Source organism: Photobacterium japonica (assembly GCF_050337005.1).
Taxonomy (GTDB): domain Bacteria; phylum Pseudomonadota; class Gammaproteobacteria; order Enterobacterales; family Vibrionaceae; genus Photobacterium; species Photobacterium japonica.
Window position 1 is genome coordinate 12,473 of record NZ_JAKJSN010000038.1, and the last position, 18,109, is coordinate 30,581.

At 47.6% G+C, this 18,109-nt stretch carries 23 protein-coding genes; 11 read left to right on the forward strand and 12 right to left on the reverse strand.

From position 1 onward, the window contains the following. Nucleotides 1-111 precede the first annotated feature (111 nt). Entirely contained in the window at nt 112-666 is a 555-nt protein-coding gene (locus tag L4C36_RS15255; RefSeq protein WP_428478663.1) for a hypothetical protein, read from the forward strand. Nucleotides 667-686: 20 nt separating this feature from the next. On the opposite strand, the gene L4C36_RS15260 is transcribed toward L4C36_RS15255, so the two are convergent. Next, nucleotides 687-1,169, reverse strand: coding sequence for a hypothetical protein (locus L4C36_RS15260; RefSeq protein ID WP_428478664.1), 483 nt, complete (start codon nt 1,167-1,169; stop codon nt 687-689). A 279-nt stretch (nt 1,170-1,448) separates the two neighbouring features. Here L4C36_RS15260 and L4C36_RS15265 point away from each other — a divergent pair, with 279 nt between their 5' ends. The 3 genes from L4C36_RS15265 to L4C36_RS15275 are packed head-to-tail and all read left to right on the forward strand — an operon-like array spanning nt 1,449 to nt 2,554. Further along, nucleotides 1,449-1,799, forward strand: a complete 351-nt coding sequence (locus L4C36_RS15265) for a DUF3147 family protein (RefSeq protein ID WP_428478665.1) — start codon at nt 1,449-1,451, stop codon at nt 1,797-1,799. A 40-nt stretch (nt 1,800-1,839) separates the two neighbouring features. Then, on the forward strand, nt 1,840-2,286 hold the full coding sequence (locus L4C36_RS15270) for a GNAT family N-acetyltransferase (protein ID WP_428478666.1): 447 nt from the start codon (nt 1,840-1,842) through the stop codon (nt 2,284-2,286). Nucleotides 2,287-2,332: 46 nt separating this feature from the next. Next, nucleotides 2,333-2,554, forward strand: coding sequence for a hypothetical protein (locus L4C36_RS15275; protein ID WP_428478667.1), 222 nt, complete (start codon nt 2,333-2,335; stop codon nt 2,552-2,554). A gap of 127 nt (nt 2,555-2,681) precedes the next feature. On the opposite strand, the gene L4C36_RS15280 is transcribed toward L4C36_RS15275, so the two are convergent. After that, complete coding sequence (locus tag L4C36_RS15280) at nt 2,682-4,583, reverse strand: BCCT family transporter (RefSeq protein WP_428478668.1); 1,902 nt, start codon at nt 4,581-4,583, stop codon at nt 2,682-2,684. 253 nt (nt 4,584-4,836) lie between these two features. Here L4C36_RS15280 and L4C36_RS15285 point away from each other — a divergent pair, with 253 nt between their 5' ends. Both L4C36_RS15285 and L4C36_RS15290 read left to right on the forward strand, forming a co-directional pair. Then, nucleotides 4,837-5,859: an ABC transporter substrate-binding protein gene (locus tag L4C36_RS15285; protein ID WP_428478669.1), complete on the forward strand. Its 1,023-nt coding sequence runs from the start codon at nt 4,837-4,839 to the stop codon at nt 5,857-5,859. After that, a complete protein-coding gene (locus tag L4C36_RS15290) occupies nt 5,859-6,911 on the forward strand; it encodes a histone deacetylase family protein (RefSeq protein WP_428478670.1) in 1,053 nt (350 codons plus the stop codon). The genes L4C36_RS15285 and L4C36_RS15290 overlap by 1 nt, the downstream gene beginning before the upstream one ends. A 90-nt stretch (nt 6,912-7,001) precedes the next feature. Here the strand turns inward: L4C36_RS15290 and L4C36_RS15295 are convergent, their stop codons facing one another. After that, nucleotides 7,002-7,478: an Lrp/AsnC family transcriptional regulator gene (locus tag L4C36_RS15295; RefSeq protein ID WP_428478671.1), complete on the reverse strand. Its 477-nt coding sequence runs from the start codon at nt 7,476-7,478 to the stop codon at nt 7,002-7,004. A 151-nt stretch (nt 7,479-7,629) separates the two neighbouring features. On the opposite strand from L4C36_RS15295, the gene L4C36_RS15300 reads away from it, so the two are divergent. After that, nucleotides 7,630-8,592, forward strand: a complete 963-nt coding sequence (locus L4C36_RS15300; RefSeq protein WP_428478672.1) for a hypothetical protein — start codon at nt 7,630-7,632, stop codon at nt 8,590-8,592. A gap of 129 nt (nt 8,593-8,721) precedes the next feature. Continuing rightward, nucleotides 8,722-9,207 (forward strand): VOC family protein, encoded by a 486-nt coding sequence (locus L4C36_RS15305; RefSeq protein ID WP_428478702.1) that lies wholly within the window; start codon nt 8,722-8,724, stop codon nt 9,205-9,207. 81 nt (nt 9,208-9,288) lie between these two features. On the opposite strand, the gene L4C36_RS15310 is transcribed toward L4C36_RS15305, so the two are convergent. The 6 genes from L4C36_RS15310 to L4C36_RS15335 all read right to left on the reverse strand — a co-directional run bounded on the left by L4C36_RS15310 (nt 9,289) and on the right by L4C36_RS15335 (nt 12,496). Then, nucleotides 9,289-10,335: a type II toxin-antitoxin system HipA family toxin gene (locus L4C36_RS15310; protein ID WP_428478673.1), complete on the reverse strand. Its 1,047-nt coding sequence runs from the start codon at nt 10,333-10,335 to the stop codon at nt 9,289-9,291. Then, nucleotides 10,322-10,642 (reverse strand): HipA N-terminal domain-containing protein, encoded by a 321-nt coding sequence (locus tag L4C36_RS15315; protein ID WP_428478674.1) that lies wholly within the window; start codon nt 10,640-10,642, stop codon nt 10,322-10,324. Before L4C36_RS15315 ends, L4C36_RS15310 begins: the two co-directional genes overlap by 14 nt. After that, nucleotides 10,627-10,935 carry a helix-turn-helix domain-containing protein gene (locus tag L4C36_RS15320; protein ID WP_428478675.1) on the reverse strand — a complete coding sequence of 103 codons (309 nt, stop codon included), beginning with the start codon at nt 10,933-10,935 and terminating at the stop codon, nt 10,627-10,629. The genes L4C36_RS15315 and L4C36_RS15320 overlap by 16 nt, the downstream gene beginning before the upstream one ends. Before the next feature lie 320 nt (nt 10,936-11,255). Further along, a complete protein-coding gene (locus L4C36_RS15325; RefSeq protein ID WP_428478676.1) occupies nt 11,256-11,396 on the reverse strand; it encodes a hypothetical protein in 141 nt (46 codons plus the stop codon). After that, on the reverse strand, nt 11,396-11,746 hold the full coding sequence (locus L4C36_RS15330; RefSeq protein WP_428478677.1) for a DMT family transporter: 351 nt from the start codon (nt 11,744-11,746) through the stop codon (nt 11,396-11,398). The genes L4C36_RS15325 and L4C36_RS15330 overlap by 1 nt, the downstream gene beginning before the upstream one ends. A gap of 195 nt (nt 11,747-11,941) precedes the next feature. Then, entirely contained in the window at nt 11,942-12,496 is a 555-nt protein-coding gene (locus tag L4C36_RS15335; protein ID WP_428478678.1) for a sugar O-acetyltransferase, read from the reverse strand. A 130-nt stretch (nt 12,497-12,626) separates the two neighbouring features. Between L4C36_RS15335 and L4C36_RS15340 the strand changes: the two genes are divergently transcribed. The 3 genes from L4C36_RS15340 (at nt 12,627) to L4C36_RS15350 (ending at nt 14,189) form a co-directional block, all read left to right on the forward strand. Then, a complete protein-coding gene (locus L4C36_RS15340; RefSeq protein WP_428478679.1) occupies nt 12,627-13,565 on the forward strand; it encodes a LysR substrate-binding domain-containing protein in 939 nt (312 codons plus the stop codon). Nucleotides 13,566-13,675: 110 nt separating this feature from the next. Further along, nucleotides 13,676-13,930, forward strand: a complete 255-nt coding sequence (locus L4C36_RS15345; RefSeq protein ID WP_428478703.1) for a type II toxin-antitoxin system Phd/YefM family antitoxin — start codon at nt 13,676-13,678, stop codon at nt 13,928-13,930. Then, on the forward strand, nt 13,923-14,189 hold the full coding sequence (locus L4C36_RS15350) for a Txe/YoeB family addiction module toxin (RefSeq protein ID WP_428478680.1): 267 nt from the start codon (nt 13,923-13,925) through the stop codon (nt 14,187-14,189). The genes L4C36_RS15345 and L4C36_RS15350 overlap by 8 nt, the downstream gene beginning before the upstream one ends. Nucleotides 14,190-14,265: 76 nt before the next feature. On the opposite strand, the gene galK is transcribed toward L4C36_RS15350, so the two are convergent. From galK to galE, 3 genes are all read right to left on the reverse strand, one after another. Further along, nucleotides 14,266-15,429: a galactokinase gene (gene galK / locus L4C36_RS15355; protein ID WP_428478681.1), complete on the reverse strand. Its 1,164-nt coding sequence runs from the start codon at nt 15,427-15,429 to the stop codon at nt 14,266-14,268. Between the two features lie 104 nt (nt 15,430-15,533). Further along, a complete protein-coding gene (locus tag L4C36_RS15360) occupies nt 15,534-16,589 on the reverse strand; it encodes a UDP-glucose--hexose-1-phosphate uridylyltransferase (protein WP_428478682.1) in 1,056 nt (351 codons plus the stop codon). Between the two features lie 76 nt (nt 16,590-16,665). After that, nucleotides 16,666-17,676, reverse strand: a complete 1,011-nt coding sequence (gene galE, locus L4C36_RS15365) for a UDP-glucose 4-epimerase GalE (protein ID WP_428478683.1) — start codon at nt 17,674-17,676, stop codon at nt 16,666-16,668. Nucleotides 17,677-18,109: the final 433 nt, after the last annotated feature.

The following is an 18,109-nucleotide window of genomic DNA, read 5'->3' on the forward strand; positions in this document are numbered from 1 at the left end:
CATGTTTTGATATACAGTTATGCATCGCATTTAATAAATGAGTTCCACTGCGATTACTCTGTATTTTGAGTGTCCCCTCGCGTGTGATGGCGGCATACCATAAGGAAAGGAATGATGCGACAAATGACCCCTGTACGTTATCGTCAAATAGCGTGTTTCTCACTGCTGTTCGTTGCCTTGTCAACGATTGCAGATGACACTCCGATAGTCTGCCAAGGGGCTGAGTTCGCACAATCAACCTTATCTAACCCGTTGCCGTCACTCGTCTTATCTGGCACCGAAATTATCAGCGTGGATGACTTTACTCCCGTGAAAGAGCCGTCTGATCCAACACGTGCCAAATTGATTGAAAAGCTGAGCGCGACATTTACGAATAAACAGGATGTTAATCATACCTATTACACCGAGATCGGCGGGGCTGAAATTCACCTTTCTGTGAATGGGGTATTACCGTATTTAACGGTACAGCGTCAGTATCAAGAGGCGGGGCAAGTTGTTGAAGCACAAGTCTTTCGCAACGTGTGTTATCAGGATGGCATGATCCTCGCGGAGGATCTGTTAGGCCGTTATGTGTCAAACGGCCTATTGCTGCTCGAAATGCAAGCGAATACCAGTGGGATCCCGCAGGACATGTGGGTGTTCTATCCTATGGTTGATGCGATGTAAGACGTAGATTTCAGTGGGTGCTAATATTCTTCTGGTGGGATCCATGTGTAGGTAATACTCTCTGAAAATAATCCTGTTCTATAGTCGTCCGGTGCATGGCGGGAAAATGTAAAGACATGCTGGGACTGTTCATTTTCATCCAGAATGGACACTTGTCCTTGTGGGGTGATGGCAATGACACGCTTTAGCAAAGCGGTATTCTCACCATAAAATGCTTTTAGCATCCATTGCGCTTTTTTGATTTTCTCTTCGTCCGAATAATACGGCCTTGGCAGCAACAACATACCTTCACGCCCTAAGCCACAGTCATCGGTGTAGGCGAAAAAGAGCTCACCTTCAATGAGCGAATATAACCGTTTATTCTCTATCGTGATGGGGGCACCAACAATGTCTTTTGCCAGTGTCACCATGTCCTCTTTATTGGTAAAAACAGTGCAGTCATCTCCCTGTGCAAAGATCGAAGGGGGGAATAATGTGGCCAGTAATAGGAGCGTCTTTTTCATCTTTACTCAGCAATGTGAAGTGATTTGTGAAGTTATTCAATAGCTAATCACGATTGTGAAAACATCGCGCTAGTATTGCGATGAGAAAAAGTGCGTTTTCAAGCGTCACTGGCAGTAATAGTCTGCTTTATTGTTACGCGAGCAAGAAATTTTGAATTGGCTTCAAGTGTTTGCGTTGGCGGTTTAACCCGATCCGGTAGATACTCAATGTTCGATGTAATCGCATTTCGCGATGTGTTGTTCGAGCTGCCTGCGTATAGAAGATAAGGAGTCTCTATCATGTGGTGGATAGCGTTTAAGTATTTAACAACAGCCGCTATTGTGGTGATCATTTCTGAAGTGGCTAAGCGCAGCGACAAACTGGGGGCGCTGGTGGCGGCATTACCGACAGTGACTATTCTGGCATTGGTATGGATGTACATCGAAGGCCAAGGGCAGGAAAAACTGTCTAATCACGCCTTTTACACCTTCTGGTATGTGGTACCGACCTTGCCGATGTTTCTGCTGTTTCCCTACCTGTTAAATCGCTATTCCTTCTGGCTGACCCTGCTCATTTGCTGCTTGGTCTCTGTTGTGAGCTTTGGCCTGACGGCATACATTGCAAAAGCCTGGGGGATCCGTTTATTGTGAATGCATAAGAAAATGCACGCATAGATAAAGGGAGGCGAAAATGCGTATTACTACAGTGACGCGGGATGATTTACCCCAGGTGGTTGAGTTAGTCGAAAAAGTATCAGAAGCCGCTATTTTCCCCCATTTTTCTGATGTAGGCCGACAGACGTTTGCCCGTAAAGTGCTGCCGGATGTGGAAACGGTGTTTGATCCAACGGCGTTTTATACCGTGAAAATGGAAGTGCAGGGTAAGGTTATCGGTTTTGGGGCACTCCGTGACGGTGAGTACATTACGCATCTGTTTGTTGATATGGCGGCGCAAGGACACGGATGGGGTAAAGCCCTGTTGCAGCATCTGCTGGGGCATTCACAGGTGCCTTCGGTACGTCTACGGGCATCCGTGAATGCGGTGGCGTTTTATGCTTCACAAGGCTTTGAGGCAACAGGGGATGAAGCGGAGATGAGTGGGATCCGTTTTGTGCCCATGTGTTGGTCTCGTTCGTAGTATGGCCTGACATGGCTGATTTCATCACGCTTAAGGAGAAGCAACGATGACGAAGAAACAATGGTTTTTTATATTGGGCATTCCGTTTTGTATGTGGACCATTGCGCTGGCATGGCAAAACGAATCCCTGCATTATCTTTTGCTCAATACCCTGCTTGCTATTCCCGCCGCCCCGATGATTTTTAGTGACATCCTAAACAGCATTTTAAATCCGTTCAGTGGTGATATGAAAGAATCGATAGACGATGCTGTTGATGCCGACCGCTAAGCGGCGAAAAGCGAACTATTGAATCGCAAAATATATGAAACCACCCAAGTGATTTCGCATTATGATGATAAGGAAAGCACGCATGATAAATAAACGCTACTGCTTTCCCCCTTATTGTAATGGGCACTCAATGTTGGATCGTTATATCTTGCTGGTGCTTGTCTTTTAAAATGGTATCAAAGCGTCGTCGTGCCGCCTTGACTGCCAGCGAGGCATCCAATTTTCGTTGGTAGGCAAATCGCCACTGTTGTGAGCATTGCTGTAACGTGGTTTGGCATTCACAGTGTGAATGATTGGCCTTGGGGGCGATTGCGAGGCATTGGCGAGACTGGTTTCTCGCCTCCCACAAGGTATCCAAGCTGTCACGTTCAAGTTGTGAGGCTTCAATGGCTTCTGTTTTTAGCCGCTCAAAGTCAGCCTGCGCTTTACCTTCTATCGACCACGGATCAAACTCAGGCAGTTGCGCGATATTAATGACATCCTCGCAATAGCTTTCTTGTAGGCATAAATCGGCCGTGGCGGCGCGAAATCCCGATAGCATCAACATACTGGCAATGACCAGCAAGGGGGTGCCGCCAATGATGGCCGCGGTTTGTAGCGTATTAAGATCGCCGATAAACAGCAGAACAGAGGGCAGGAATGAGAGCATAAATGCCCAAAAGAGTCGATTCCAGCGCATCGGATCTTCAGACACATCATTTTGTACCACTGCCGCAAGAATGAAGGCGATAGAGTCAAAAGTTGTGGCGGTGAAAAAAATGCACAGCAACACAAACACGGCAGTGACAATCTCCCCCAACGGTAACTGCGCGAGAATCGCAAAAATAGCCTCGTTAGCCCCACGCAAGTTAATGGTTTCAATGACATCGAGCTGGCCAGAGAGTTGCAACGACAGGCCATAGTTTCCCATGATGATAAAGTGCAGCGCACAGCCGAGTGATCCATAAATAATGGAGCCTGCGATCATCTGTTTGATGGTACGCCCGCGGGAAATACGGGCAATGAACAACCCCATGCTTGGGGCAAACACCAACCACCACGCCCAATAAAAAATGGTCCAGTTTTGTGGGAAGCGGGAATCATTAAACGGCTCAAAGCCGCCGACGGCATCCAGCCATGTTGCCATTTTAAAGAAGTTGGACAGCAGGGTGCCCATGGCCTCAAAGCCGGTTTCAATAATAAACAGGGTCGGCCCCGCCAGTAAGATAAACAGCAGTAACCCCATTGCCATCCAGAAATTAATATTACTCAGCACCTTGATGCCCTTATCCATGCCTTTATACGAGGAATAGGAAAACAGCAGGGTGCATAACAGTAATACGCCGATTTCACTCATCGGTGTAATGGGTAGATTAAACAGGTGATTCAGCCCGGTATTGATCATCGGTGCGGCAAGACCAAGGGTCGTCGCGGCTCCGCCGATCAAGCCAAAGATAAACAGAATATCGATGCATTTGCCGAGATTCCCCCCCGCTTTGGCTTCCCCTAGAACGGGCTTGAGGGCCATCGATACTTTAAGCACTGGTTGTTTGCGGACATAGAAGAAATACGCGATCGGGATACCTGGGATCAGGTAAATTGACCACGCAATCGGCCCCCAGTGAAAAATACCGTACGCTGTTGCCCACTGTATCGCTTCAGCGCTACCCGGTTGCGCACCAAAAGGCGGTGATTGATAATAAAAGACCCACTCAATCATGCCCCAATAGAGGATGCTGGCCCCGATCCCTCCACAAAACAGCATCGACGCCCACGACATGGATGAGTATTCAGGTGGGTCATTAGCATCGCCCAATTTAATTTGGCCAATCGCATTAAAATAGATATACACCATAAATAATAGAGCGATTAAACCAAACGCTAAATAGATCACACCAAGGGTATTGGTCATCATCTCTTTTGCAATATTGATCCAATACGTTGCTTCTGCGGGCCAGATAATGATGGGCAGTATGACGATAAAAATAAGAAAGAGTGCGCCCAAAAACGTGGTCTTATCAATTTTTTCAAAGTGACAGTGTGCATTCATTGTGCCGCCTACCTTTCATTGAGGTGCATACTGTAACTATGGGACAGATGCCGGCGACGATGATGTGCGTTTTTGATTGTTTTCATTGATTATTTTTATCGTAGTGCTTTTTTTGTGCAACTGTTGATAAGATCTGTTTCAGGTCAAGTGATCGTTTACTTTGCGCTTGATTTGCATCACACAGTGCTATGTAATGCAGCCGCGCAATATCGCGTAATAATTATTGATATATATGTTAGTTGACGATACATAAATGAAAAAAACTTTTGCTGCTTTAACCCTGATGGGTCTTGTCTCTGTGCCTGCGTCTGCGGCCTCGCTGAATGTCTACAACTGGTCTGAATACCTGCCTCAATCATTGATTGAAGATTTCACTAAAGAAACGGGTATTAAGGTTAACTACGCGACCTTTGAAAGTAATGAAACCATGTACGCCAAGCTGAAATTGCTGGGCGGTAAAGGCTATGACATCGTGGTACCTTCGACGTACTACGTGTCTAAATTGGCTAACGATGGTTTGCTGCATAAGCTGGATAAAAGCCAGATCGACGCCTTTAATGACCTTGATACCACCATCCTGAATCAAGACTTTGATCCCCAGAACCATTATTCCTTGCCTTACATGTGGGGCAGTACGGCGATGGGCTATAACTCGGATCTGATCGATGCGAGTAAGCTGACGAGCTGGAAAGATTTATGGAACCCCGAGTTTGCTGGTCAACTGTTGTTGACTGACGATGTCCGTGATGTGATGGGCATGGCGCTGATCATTAACGGTCACAGTGTGAACTCACAAAATCAGGCAGAACTGCAGCAAGCGTTTGATCGTTTGCTAACATTGAAACCCGGCGTGACCGTGTTTAACTCTGATGCCCCGCATGTGCCGTTGATCACTGGTGAAGTGAACGTGGGTATGCAGTGGAACGGTACCGCATACCGTGCCCAGCAAGAAAACCCGGCGATCCAATACGTGTATCCAACCGAAGGCGCGATCTTCTGGATGGATAACATCGTGATCCCAAGCCAAGCGGAAAATAAAGCGGCGGCGTATGCGTTCATCAACTTCTTGATGGAGCCAGAAAACCAAGCCACCTTGGTTAAAGAAATCGGCTATGCCGCGCCTAACCTGCAAGCATTGAAGCATCTGCCTGCGAGCATTCGTGACAGCGAAATCATCTTCCCGCCAGCAGACGTGAAACAAAAAGGCCAGTTCTTGGGTAGCGTGGGCGATGCCGTGGGCATGTACGAGCGTTTCTGGATGGAGTTGAAAAAATAATGCAGGTTATTTACACCGACAAACAACGCCTACACCGCGTGAAATACGAGTTCCTGTCGGGTGAGCCGACTGCGTGTTTTGAAAAGCCTGAGCGTGCTGACATGGTATTGAATGCCATTCATCAGCACGGTGGTTTTAGCGTTGTTGAACCCAGCGCCTACGGCATTGAGCCGATGACGTGGGTACACACGCCAGACTACGTTACGTTCTTGCAGTCAGCATGGTCTGAATGGGAAGCACGTTACGGCGACGAGCATGATGCATCACCGTACTGTTTCGTGAGCCCGCGTCACTTGCGCCACCGTATTCCGAAAGACATTGAAGGCAAGTTGGGCTTCTACAGCTTTGACATGACCGCTGCGATCACCAAAACCAGTTTTGAAGCGATCCACGCCGCGATGGAATGTGCACTGACCGGTGCTGATCTACTGGTGAATGGCGAGAAAGCGGCGTTTGCCCTGTGTCGTCCACCGGGTCACCACGCTGCGCCTGATTTGATGGGCGGTTACTGCTACATCAACAACGCCGCGATTGCAGCCGAGTCACTGCGCCGTCAGGGCAAAGAGAAAGTGGCGATTTTGGATATCGATTACCACCACGGTAACGGTACTCAGAGCATTTTCTACGAGCGTGATGATGTGCTGTTTGTCTCGATCCATGGCGATCCAGACTACGATTACCCGCACTACATCGGTTTTGATGATGAGATCGGTGAAGGCAAAGGTGAAGGCTTCAACCTGAACTTGCCGTTGCCGCAAAATATCACCGATTGGTCACTGTACGGCCCTGCTCTGGCGACCGCGTTGGATAAAATCCGTGCGTTCGGCGCTGATGCCTTGGTGATCTCGCTAGGGATGGACACGTACGAACACGATCCCATCAGCTTCTTTAAGCTCAACCGTACTGATTACGCCGAGATTGGTCGTCAGTTGGGCACGCTGGATCTGCCGACTCTGTTCGTGTTTGAAGGCGGTTATGCTGTTGACGATCTGGGTTATAACACCGTCGCGGTGCTAGACGGTTTCATGCGAGTGCAGGGCGATAACGCCTAATCGCTGCTGTCGCTCTCGCAACATGATTATAAAAGGGCGCGTGCTTAGCACGCGCCCTTTTTTCTGCCTGTTTGTTAGAAAGGGCGTGGTTTAGGCTGAATCTGACGATGTTAAATCGACTTCGGTAGAAAATTTCACCGTGCGTAGAGAGATAGAGGTGTGAAATTTTCGGATGTTCAAATCGTTACGCAATGAGCCTTCGATGAAACGCTCGTATTCAGGAATATCACGGACCCTTACGATCAGTAAAAAATCATAACTCCCTGAAATTTGATAACACTGCGTCACGACCGGGTATTTTAGGATCGACGTGCGGAAATTGCGGTAAACGTCCCCTCTATCGCTGTCCATTTCGATGGATACCACAAAGGTAATGATATTGCCGGCGAGTTCTGGATTCACGAGAGACACATCCCCAATGATGGCGCCGCCCTCCCGCAGTCGTTTAACCCGCTTAAGGCAGGCGGGTGGTGAGAGTCCCACTTCTTCGGCGAGATCAACATTTGGGATCCGGTTGTTCTTTTGTAAAAGCATGAGAATGTTGCGATCTATACGGTCGATATCCATAATTTCTTGAATGCCCTAGGATTGTAATATCACATCAAAAAAATAACTAAAAAAGAAATCTCAAACTGCTTTTTATGTAATTTACGAAATATTATTAACCTCGATAGACTTATCATAGCACAGCAGAATACGGCAGATAAGGAGCGCGGTCATGCATAGAATAACAAAAGAAATCAGGCAGTTAATCAGTGATGTTTTCGCGACGACGTATTCTTTATTTAAGATAATGATACCAATTCTCGTTTTGATCAAAATCGCCGATGAACTGGGTGTGGTTACGGTACTGGGTGAGTGGTTAGAGCCTGTTATGGGGACGCTCGGGCTGCCGAGTTCCATGGCGTTGGTGTGGGCGACGACGATGTTGACTAATCTTTACGCCGGCATTTTGGTCTTGATCAATACTGATGTGTCATTAACGGTTGCTCAAGTGACCGTGCTCAGTAGCTTGTTACTGTTAAGCCATGGGCTGCTCCTTGAAGGCATGATTTCTAAAAAAGCGGGCGTCCCGCTTTGGCTCATTGTGCTGTTAAGAGTGGGTGGCGGATTGATGTTTGCGTGGCTCCAACATGTGTATTTTTCCTTTTCTGGTACCGGTCAACACCCCGCGACCGTCCTTTGGCAGAATAAAGCACCGGTTTCTGACAACTATATGGATTGGGCTATTGGTCAAGGACAAAACCTCATCAGTATTTTCCTGGTGATCGCAGCGCTCATTACCTTCATTCGAGTGTTGAAGCTATTGAACATCGAACGACTCATGACATGGCTCATGATGCCGCTGTTGAAGGTACTCAAGGTGAGTAAAGACGCCGCGCACTTAGCCGTGATTGGTATTACCTTGGGCTTGTCTTACGGGGGCGGGTTGATCATCAATGAAACTAAGAAAGGCAACCTGACGGCGAAAGATGCTTTTATCACTGTACTCTTATTGAATTTACTGCACAGTGTGCTGGAAGATACCGCATTGGTACTGCTGATTGGCGCAGATATCACCATGGTGTTGTGGGCTCGCATTGTGTTCTCGGTGTGTGTGATGGCTGTGATCTCTCAGGTTTACACTGTCATCGTCAGCCGAAAGTCCGGTATTGATTGCTCGGTGAATAATGCAAGGTAATAAAATAATTTTATTGTTTTGATAATTTTCGATAATTTCAAATAATGGCCACGCGTGCCTATACTCTCCTCATCGACACAGGGAATGCCCCTGACACGAAACCAAATAGAGCGAATCTGGAGCAGTATGATGAAAATGAGCCACATTGGTATTATGGTCAGCGATATGACTAAAGCCGTTGAATTTTATACTAAAGCACTTGGTCTACGCATTGTTATGGACAACACGCCTGTTGTTGAAGAGCGTGAAACTGCCATTGGCCGTATGTGTATCGAAGTTTTTGGTGAAGGCTTTAAAGGCTTCAATATTGCCCACCTTGTGACGAAGGATGGTGTTGGCTTTGAAATGTTTGAGATGGTTGATCACCAAGAACGCCACCGTGTTGATTTCTCTCGCATTGGTTTGTTCCACTTTTCGCTACAAAGTGATGACTTTGAAGCCACCATTGAGCGTGTAAAACAATACGGCGGTAAAGTCAGAATGGACATCATGCGTTATCACCCAGAAGATGACAGCAAACCAGCGAAAATGGTGTACCTAGAAGACCCGTTCGGCACATTATTTGAACTTTACTCGCACACTTACGAAGAAACCTACGCGTCTGATTACGAGTAATTGGCACGTTAGCTCTCTTCCTTGAAAACATTTGAAAAAGGATTGGCTTTGTGATGAAAGCCAATCTTTTTTACATTCAGACTATATGTCAACATGCTCCATGTAACCCAGATAATTTACCCGGCTTTCAATCCATTGTCTGACTTTTTCGACATCTTCTTCTGGCATAAAACTGTTCCTATAAATGTCTAGGATTTTGTCTTTTTTAGCGCATAAATCGGTAATCATTTTTTTTGCTATTTTTTCACTTAGTTTGATGTTTTTAGCAAATGTAATGAAATCAAACCCCGTATAGGTACAGTGAGAAATACGACCACTGCAGTTACCGTTATCACCTTCTTCTATGGCGAGGAGTGGTAATGCTAATGCCGTTTCGTTTGAAATATAGTGAGAATATGGCGCAACAGAGACGAAATCATAAACGGGAGCCAGTATAGATGCAGATGTTTGAGGATGGAGTATTCCGAAGTTTCGCAGATGAAAATCATTGTTACCGAGAAAGTAGGCCACTAAAACGCGGCGAAACAATTCTTTTTTGAAGTTTAAGCTAGAGTCGATATTCTCAATCAAAAAATGACAGGCTTGTTCATAGCTAACATATCCCTCATCATCATCTTTAATTTTTCCATATTTCTCAGCGATGTTCATTGCGGCATCAAGCTGCTCCTGATGTATAGCATCATCGCCATTATTTGTTCGGTCATAGCGTCGAATCAGAAATGCCAATTCACTATCAGGATCATCACCATTAAAGCGAACAAGACCAAAATCGGGTGTTTCAAATCCCAAAAATTTCATCACGCTCATTGTTGCATGTTCGTTGGTCGCAAGCTCAGGAAACTCTTCTGGCGAAGGCTTTAAAATGAATATTCCTTTGTTATCAACGACATTAAGGTTTCCGTTCTCATTGATTGCCAGTGACAGTTTAGGCTGATAGCCAGAAATGCTCATACCTTGCTGCTTTTTCGGCAACTCTGTAATGAACTCATCCCGCGTGAATGGCAATCTCATTTTATAAGTATGGGATCCCAGCAATTTTGCAATTTCACCATTCCGGTACTCACCTTGTTGTCGATTAGCTTCATTGAGAGGCGCTAAGCTAATCAGGCATCGATTACTTGGATACATTATCAAACCTCATCAACTGTACTGCGCCAAGCAAATCTTGACCATTGGCAAGTAACAGGCCAAGCGCATCATTTTCATCAATTTTTTGTAGTTCGGAATAGCGTTTTTTAAGCCATCCTTCCGGGGCAAGACTCAGGAAGAAGGGATGCAAATGCTTACTGAAAAACGGACTTTTGTGCGTAGGCAAACTCAAAGAAAGACTACGCCCTTTGTATTGAGGGTCGTACTCAAACGTAAAGCCTGAATCATCTTGAGATAACACACCACAGAATTCGTTATAAAGCATAACTTTTACTTTTCTATCCATATCTTCATCCCCAATTCATTGGCCACTGTGAGAAAGTTTTCTAAGGATGTTTTACGTGGATCTTTCAGCATTCGCTTGAGTGTGGAAGCGGATATATCTGTTTGGAGTTCGAGATCCTCCAATGAGATCGCTTTCTTACGTGCCCGCATATCAGCAACCAATTCATCTGAGCTATAAAGTGAATAAGAGGGGATCGGGTGCTTTGTTGCTTGCTCAATTTGGTTTAAGACCTCCTCCAATTGAGCTTCAAGCAGTTTGGCATTTTGTCTGAGTTGCACGAGATGTGGTTTCATAAAGCCTCGCCGAGGTTATCTGTGAGCTAATATTTATAGTCATTGATATTTTAAGCTCAAATATAACCCATGTAAATCAACCGAATTTCATAAGTGGCCTATTTTGCTTTATTTTAGTTTCCATGGTTCATCCATGACCCATAATGGCAGTCTGAGCTCATTTTTGACCTTATTTTATTGGTTTGTCATGAAATTGGGTCATATAGGTGTTGTTAGGCGAGAGCATCAGAACGCGATGGAGGTAAGCGGTAAACTAACACAGCGTACTTGTTCGTTTACGCTATGTTTTATTTGCCGTTTATCGAGGAAGGGAGTCTGCCTTAAAATATTTCTACCAAGCCAACGCCGTCTTTGACTTGGCAAATATAGCTAGATTCTTTCGGGCCTGTTGCAGTTTCATATTGTGCGCGACGGGTGTTGTATCGGCAGTCCGTTTTTGAGCGTACACCAATCGTCGTCATCAGTGCCCATTCCCTGAAAACAGATTAATGACCATCACTCCCGCAATGATCAGCGCCATACCAATCACGGTCGCTACATCCAGTTTTTGCCCGTGCAGTAACCAGCCAGCAGAGGCGACCAGCACAATCCCCACGCCACACCAGATGGCATAGGCCACGCCAATCGAAAGTGTCTTTACCGTGACGGACAATAAGAAGAACGCCAAGCCGTAGCAACCCAGCACCGTGACAGTGTAAGGCAGTGAGGTAAAAGATTGGGTACGAGGAAGTAAACTGGTGGCGATCACCTCAAACAGGATCGCAGCAGACAGGGAGACATAGGCCGGTAAAGCGGACAAATACGCGAGCATAGCAATAGACTCAAAAAGGGGGCGATAAAAGTAAGCCGAATGCTAATCGAATTGAGGGAGAAAGCCTATTTTTTCACGCGCTCAGTGAGAGTGAGACAGGAATGACGTAATGATGCTCTCGTGCTTCTCCACCGTATCAAACACACAGCGTACATATTCATACGACGCTGTGTGCTTGTGTGCTTGTGTGTCTTATTATTTCTCGTCAATACGACGGATCAATTTGGCCGGCGTGCCGCCGTAGAGGCAATCGGGCGGGACATCTGCATTGACCACCGAGTTGGCCGCAATCACAGAACGTGCGCCGATCGTCACACCTTGGTTGATCACCACATTGCCACCAATCCACACATCGTCTTCCACTGTGATTGGCTGACAATACGTCTCCCAGTTGCGGCGTTCTAAGTGATTGAGCGAATGGCTGGCGGTGTAAAATTGGGTGTTCGGGCCAATTAACACATTATCGCCAATGCTTATTTTGGCGCCGTCGAGCATGGTCACGTTCATATTGATGAATGTGCCTTCACCAATAAAAATGGTTTTACCGAACTCACACAGGAATGGCGAACGGACAATGCTCGAAGCCGGGATGCAGCCCATTAACTCATGCAACAGCTTGCTGCGTTGGGTGTCATCAATGGTCTGGTTTAACGTCTGCAACAAGTGCGACGCGTTGTCGCGAATCGCATTAATACCTTCATCGCCACCATCGAAGTCATTGCCAGCCATCATCTTTTCAAATTCGGTCATTACCTTTCAATCCATGCATCATAGAGGGCAAATCAGCGCCCCCAGTTAATCGACGGGGCGGAATGTAGCGCAATAGTGATATGATAAGAAGTGACTTCTTTTCACCCATGCGTTTACCCTCAGGAATATCATGATAGAGATTTCGCGCTTACTCAAATACGACATGAATTTGCTGATTTGCTTGTACGTACTGCTGCAAGAACGCAACGTAAAGCGCACGGCCAGTAAGCTCTATTTATCCCAGTCTGCGGTCAGTAAACAGCTGACAAAATTGCGTCAAGTGTTTGATGACCCGCTGTTTGAACGCCAGTCGAAAGGCTTATTACCCACCCCAAAAGCCTTGGCGCTGGAACCCAAGCTAGAAGCGATTTTGTTGCACATTGACCAACTCAGTGCACCGGAACAATTTGACCCCGCCAACAGCAACCGCCTGTTTACCTTTGATTTGGTTGAAACCGCCTATTCCATGGTGTTTGAGCACTTTTTCCCGACCATGCTGGAGTGCGCCCCGCATATCACGATTGAAAACCGCGACTGGAATGAAGCGAGCATTCATCGTCTACAAAAAAGGGAAGTGGATTTTGGTATTGGTATTTTTGAATGGGACAAACGCGCCACCGCCCACATCGAAAGCCTGCCGGATTCCCTCAGTTACGCCGAGTTGTTGCAAGACACCACCGCCTGCGTGATGCGAAAAGGCCACCCCGCGTTGCAAGAAGCATGGAACCTGAAAACCTACTTAAAGTACCGCCACATTCAAGTAATGACTGGTGGGATCGCCCGTTGGTTATTGCATGAAGTCTTGGATCAACAACGCCTCACGCTCGACTATGCGGTGAACATGTCAAACATTGCCAGTGCTGTGCGGTTATGTGAAAGCAGCGATCTGATTTTGAGTTACCCAAGCAAATGCCTGCAAGAATTTGCCGGCAACCCAAACATCGAACTGAAGCCGTTGCCGTTAGATTTATCCCCCGGTGGCTTGTTCCTGATATGGAACAAGCAACTGGATAACGACCCAAGCCATAAGTGGCTGCGGGAGCTGATTGTGAAGCAGGCGTATGTGTGATGGGTTTGGTGTGGGTATCCAATCAGTGATGACTTGTTCGTTATCTTGTACAGGTTGGTTTGATGCGTTAAACTTGTACAATAACGTGTACAACTTAATCGGGGTGAATGATGCGTATTGTTTCTTTTACTGAAGCAAGAAATAGTTTGAAATCGGTATTGGATGGTGTCGTCAACGATGCTGATTGTACGGTAATTACTCGAAGAGACGCTGAAGATGCTGTTGTTATGTCAATGGACTATTACAACAGTCTAATGGAGACCGTCCACTTACTGAAATCTCCAGCCAATGCTGCGCATTTGAATAAATCCATTGAACAGTTCAAAGCAGGAAAGGTAACGGAACGAGATCTTATCGATGAGTAGAATGCTCGCTTGGACGGATGCGGCTTGGGAAGATTACTTATATTGGCAAGGACAGGATAAGAAAACGCTCAAGCGCATTAATAAGCTGATTGTCGACACCAAGCGCTCACCTTTTGAAGGCATTGGTAAACCAGAAGCATTAAAAGAAAATTTATCAGGCTTTTGGTCTCGTCGGATAGATGAATCAAATCGCTTGGTTTATGCAGTCGATGACATTCATATCACGATCATTTCTTGTCGCTATCATTATCAAGCATAAAAACACCGCGAAAACTTTCATCTGCGCGGTGTTTTGTTGCTTAGCTTTGTCACTTATCTAGGAAGCATCCCGAGCCTTACAGCATTTCTACCAAGCCAGCGCCGTCTTTGGCCTGACACACGTAGATGGATTCTTTCAGGCCAGTCGCCGCTTCGTATTGCGCTTCAACCGCCGCTTTTACGTCATCAACCAATGTCGGTGGAACTAGCGCCACGATACAGCCGCCAAAGCCGCCGCCAGTCATGCGTACGCCGCCTTGCTCGCCAATCTCGTTCTTCACGATCTCAACCAATGTGTCGACTTCAAACACCGTAATTTCAAAGTCATCACGCATCGACGCGTGAGATTCAGCCATTAGCTCACCCATGCGCTTCAGATCGTTCGCACGCAGTGCGTCAGCGGCCGCCAGTGTACGGTCGTTTTCAGTGATCACGTGGCGTGCACGTTTAGCCACTTGTGGGTCCAGCGTGTCGACTTTCTCATTGAACATTTCAATGGTTACATCACGCAGGGCTTTCACGCCAAAGATGCCAGCCGCTTCTTCACACTGTGTACGACGCGTGTTGTACTCACTGTCGACCAAGCCACGTTTCTTGTTGGAGTTGATGATCACAATCGCCATGTCTTCCGGCATAGAAACCGCTTGCGTTTCCAGGCTGCGACAATCCAACAGTAGCGCGTGGTTTTCACGGCCTTCGGCAGAGATCATCTGATCCATGATGCCGCAGTTACAGCCGACAAATTCGTTTTCTGCTTGCTGACCGTTCAGCGCCACTTCGGCTTGGCTGATCTCTAGGTTGTACAGGGTTTTGAAGGTTTGACCAATCACCACTTCCAGTGCCGCCGAAGAGCTCAGGCCCGCACCTTGTGGCACGTTGCCGCTCACAGAAATGTCAGCACCGGTGAACGGGTAGCCACGCGCTAGCAGGCACTTCACCACGCCGCGAATGTAGTTCGCCCACATCTTGTCTTCTTGGAAAGTGATGGCTTGGGTCAGGTCGAACTCATCCACCGCGTTGCCGTAATCGACTGACACCACGCGTACGATGTTGTCTTCACGCTTGCTCGCTGCCACAACCGTTTGGTAGTTGATGGCGCAAGGCAGCACGAAACCGTCGTTGTAGTCGGTGTGCTCACCGATCAGGTTCACGCGGCCCGGTGCCTGAATAATGTGGCTTGGGGCATAACCCAGAACTTGCTCAAAAGCGGTTTTTACGTTTTGGATAAGTGCATTCGTCATGGTTGTTTCTCGTCTTCAAATAGGGGTTTGTCGCGAGCGAGAAGGGGGAGTACCCGCTCGCGACGGAAAAAATAAGCCGGTTTAGCGATATGTTTTACGTACCGTTATGCTTCGGTCTTGTAGTGCACATCGCTTACATCACGCAGGCGTTGTGCTGCTTGTTCGGCGGTTAAATCACGCTGAGATTCCGCCAGCATTTCGTAGCCCACCATGAACTTGCGGACAGATGCGCTGCGTAGCAGTGGCGGGTAGAACAGGGCGTGTAGTTGCCAGTGTTCAATGTCGGTGCCCGCTTCAAAGAACGGTGCATAATGCCAGCCCATTGAGTACGGGAACGCGCACTGGAACAGGTTGTCGTAACGGCTGGTCAGCTTCTTAATCGCCAGTGCCAAGTCATCACGCTGTGCGTCAGTCAGTTCGTTCATGCGGCGCACATGGGTTTTTGGCAGTAGCATGGTTTCAAATGGCCACGCTGCCCAGTAAGGCACTACCGCAATCCAATGCTCGGTTTCCACTACGGTGCGCGAACCGTCTTCTAACTCAGCGTTCACGTAATCCACCAACAGGTTGCGGCCATGCTCTTGGTAGTACGCTTTCAGGTTGTGTTCTTTGCGCTCAATCTCGTTTGGCAGGAAGCTGTTGGCCCAGATCTGACCGTGTGGGTGCGGCTGTGAACAGCCCATGGCTTCGCCTTTGTTCTCGAATGCCTGTACCCAGATGTAGTCTTTACCCAATTCTTCGATTTGCGCGTTCCAGGTGTCGACCACACCACGGATCTGCGGCACAGACAGCTCTGGCAGCGTTTTGCTGTGATCCGGAGAGAAACAAATGACACGGCTCAGGCCACGTACACCCTGCGTTTTGAACAGAGGGTTGCTTGACTGCGGCACTTCTGGCGAATCCACCATCAGGGCAGCAAAGTCGTTGCTGAATACGTAAGTGCCCTGATAATCCGGGTTTTCGTCACCGGAAATACGTTTGTTGGTTGGGCACAGGAAGCACTGCTCATCGTAGCTTGGCAGTTGCTCGGTAGACGGTTTTTCATCCTGACCGCTCCAAGGACGCTTGGCACGGTGTGGGGAAACTAAGATCCACTGACCGGTCAGTGGGTTGTAACGGCGGTGCGGATGATCAACGGGATTAAATTCAATGTTTGCCATTATCGTGTTCTCAATGTGCGCAAAATAAAACGTCTTCTGTTGCCGTTTTGGCGTGGCTGCTTTTGTGTTTTACGAATCAGTAGCCGTTCGGGTTGGTGGATTGCCAGCGCCATGTATCGGCGGTCATCTCTGCCACTGTGCGGGTGGCTTTCCAGCCTAAATCGCGCTCGGCTTTGTCGGTGCTGGCCCAACATTCAGCGATGTCACCCGGACGACGAGGGCACAGTTCATACGGTACTGGGGTGCCACAGGCTTGACCAAAAGCGTCGACCATTTCCAACACGCTAGAGCCTTTACCGGTGCCCAAGTTGTAAATGTGCAGACCCGCTTTTTCACCCACGGCTTTCAGTGCCGCAATGTGGCCGTCAGCCAAGTCCATCACGTGAATGTAATCACGTACACCAGTGCCATCCGGCGTAGGGTAATCGTTTCCATAAACGGACAATTTTTCACGACGACCGACCGCCACTTGCGCGATAAATGGCATCAGGTTATTGGGGATCCCTTGTGGATCTTCACCCATAGTGCCAGACGGGTGTGCGCCAACCGGGTTGAAGTAACGCAGCAGGGTAATGCTCCAGTCATTTTCAGCATTGAACAGATCAGACAGGCACGCTTCCACCATGTATTTGCTGCGGCCGTAAGGGTTCGTGGTTGCGCCAGTCGGGGAATCTTCCGTGATTGGCACGATCTCAGGATCGCCGTATACCGTGGCCGATGAGCTGAAAATCAAGCTTTTCACGCCCGCTTTACGCATTGAACGCGCCAATACCAAAGAGCCGTTCACGTTGTTGTCGTAGTATTCCAGCGGTTTCTCGACCGACTCACCGACCGCTTTCAGACCCGCAAAGTGGATAACGGCTTTGATGTCATGATCGGCAAATACCTGATCAAGAAAGGCTTCATCACGAATATCGCCGTGATAAAACACCGGCGTGCGATCCGTCAGGGCGTGGATACGCGAGAGGACTTCCGCCTTAGCGTTGCACAGGTTATCAACGATGATCGGCTCCAGGCCTGCTTCCAGCATCTGTACGCAAGTGTGACTGCCGATGTAACCCATACCGCCTGTAACTAATACTTTCACTGTTCGCTCACCTTATCTGGGTAACAGAAACGAGATAACAAAGATCGTGATGGCAGAGTCGACATCGATTTCACGCTCTGCGGATCCTTAACTTGCGGGCAGTGTAACAAGGTCGATTTCCGCTGACTGTGATTGTAGTCACATTGGTGTAAACGTTTACACTGAAATCATCAAAGTGAGGGAGAGGGGCGAGTTTGCGAGGAGCGAGTATCGAGGAAGAGCTGAGGGCAGAGAATGTGAAAGAAAGCGCTACTGCCCGTGTGTGATACCCCAAGAAACCTTGTAAAGGAATAAATGGATCATTTTGTTTAATCCATGTGGGTTATTGATGGACATATTGATGAAATAAAAAGGTGTGAGTGAACGCATTATTTCTCATATATCTATTTTTCATTATTTTTAGTGAGTGAGAGGCCACAAAAGCATGCTTTAT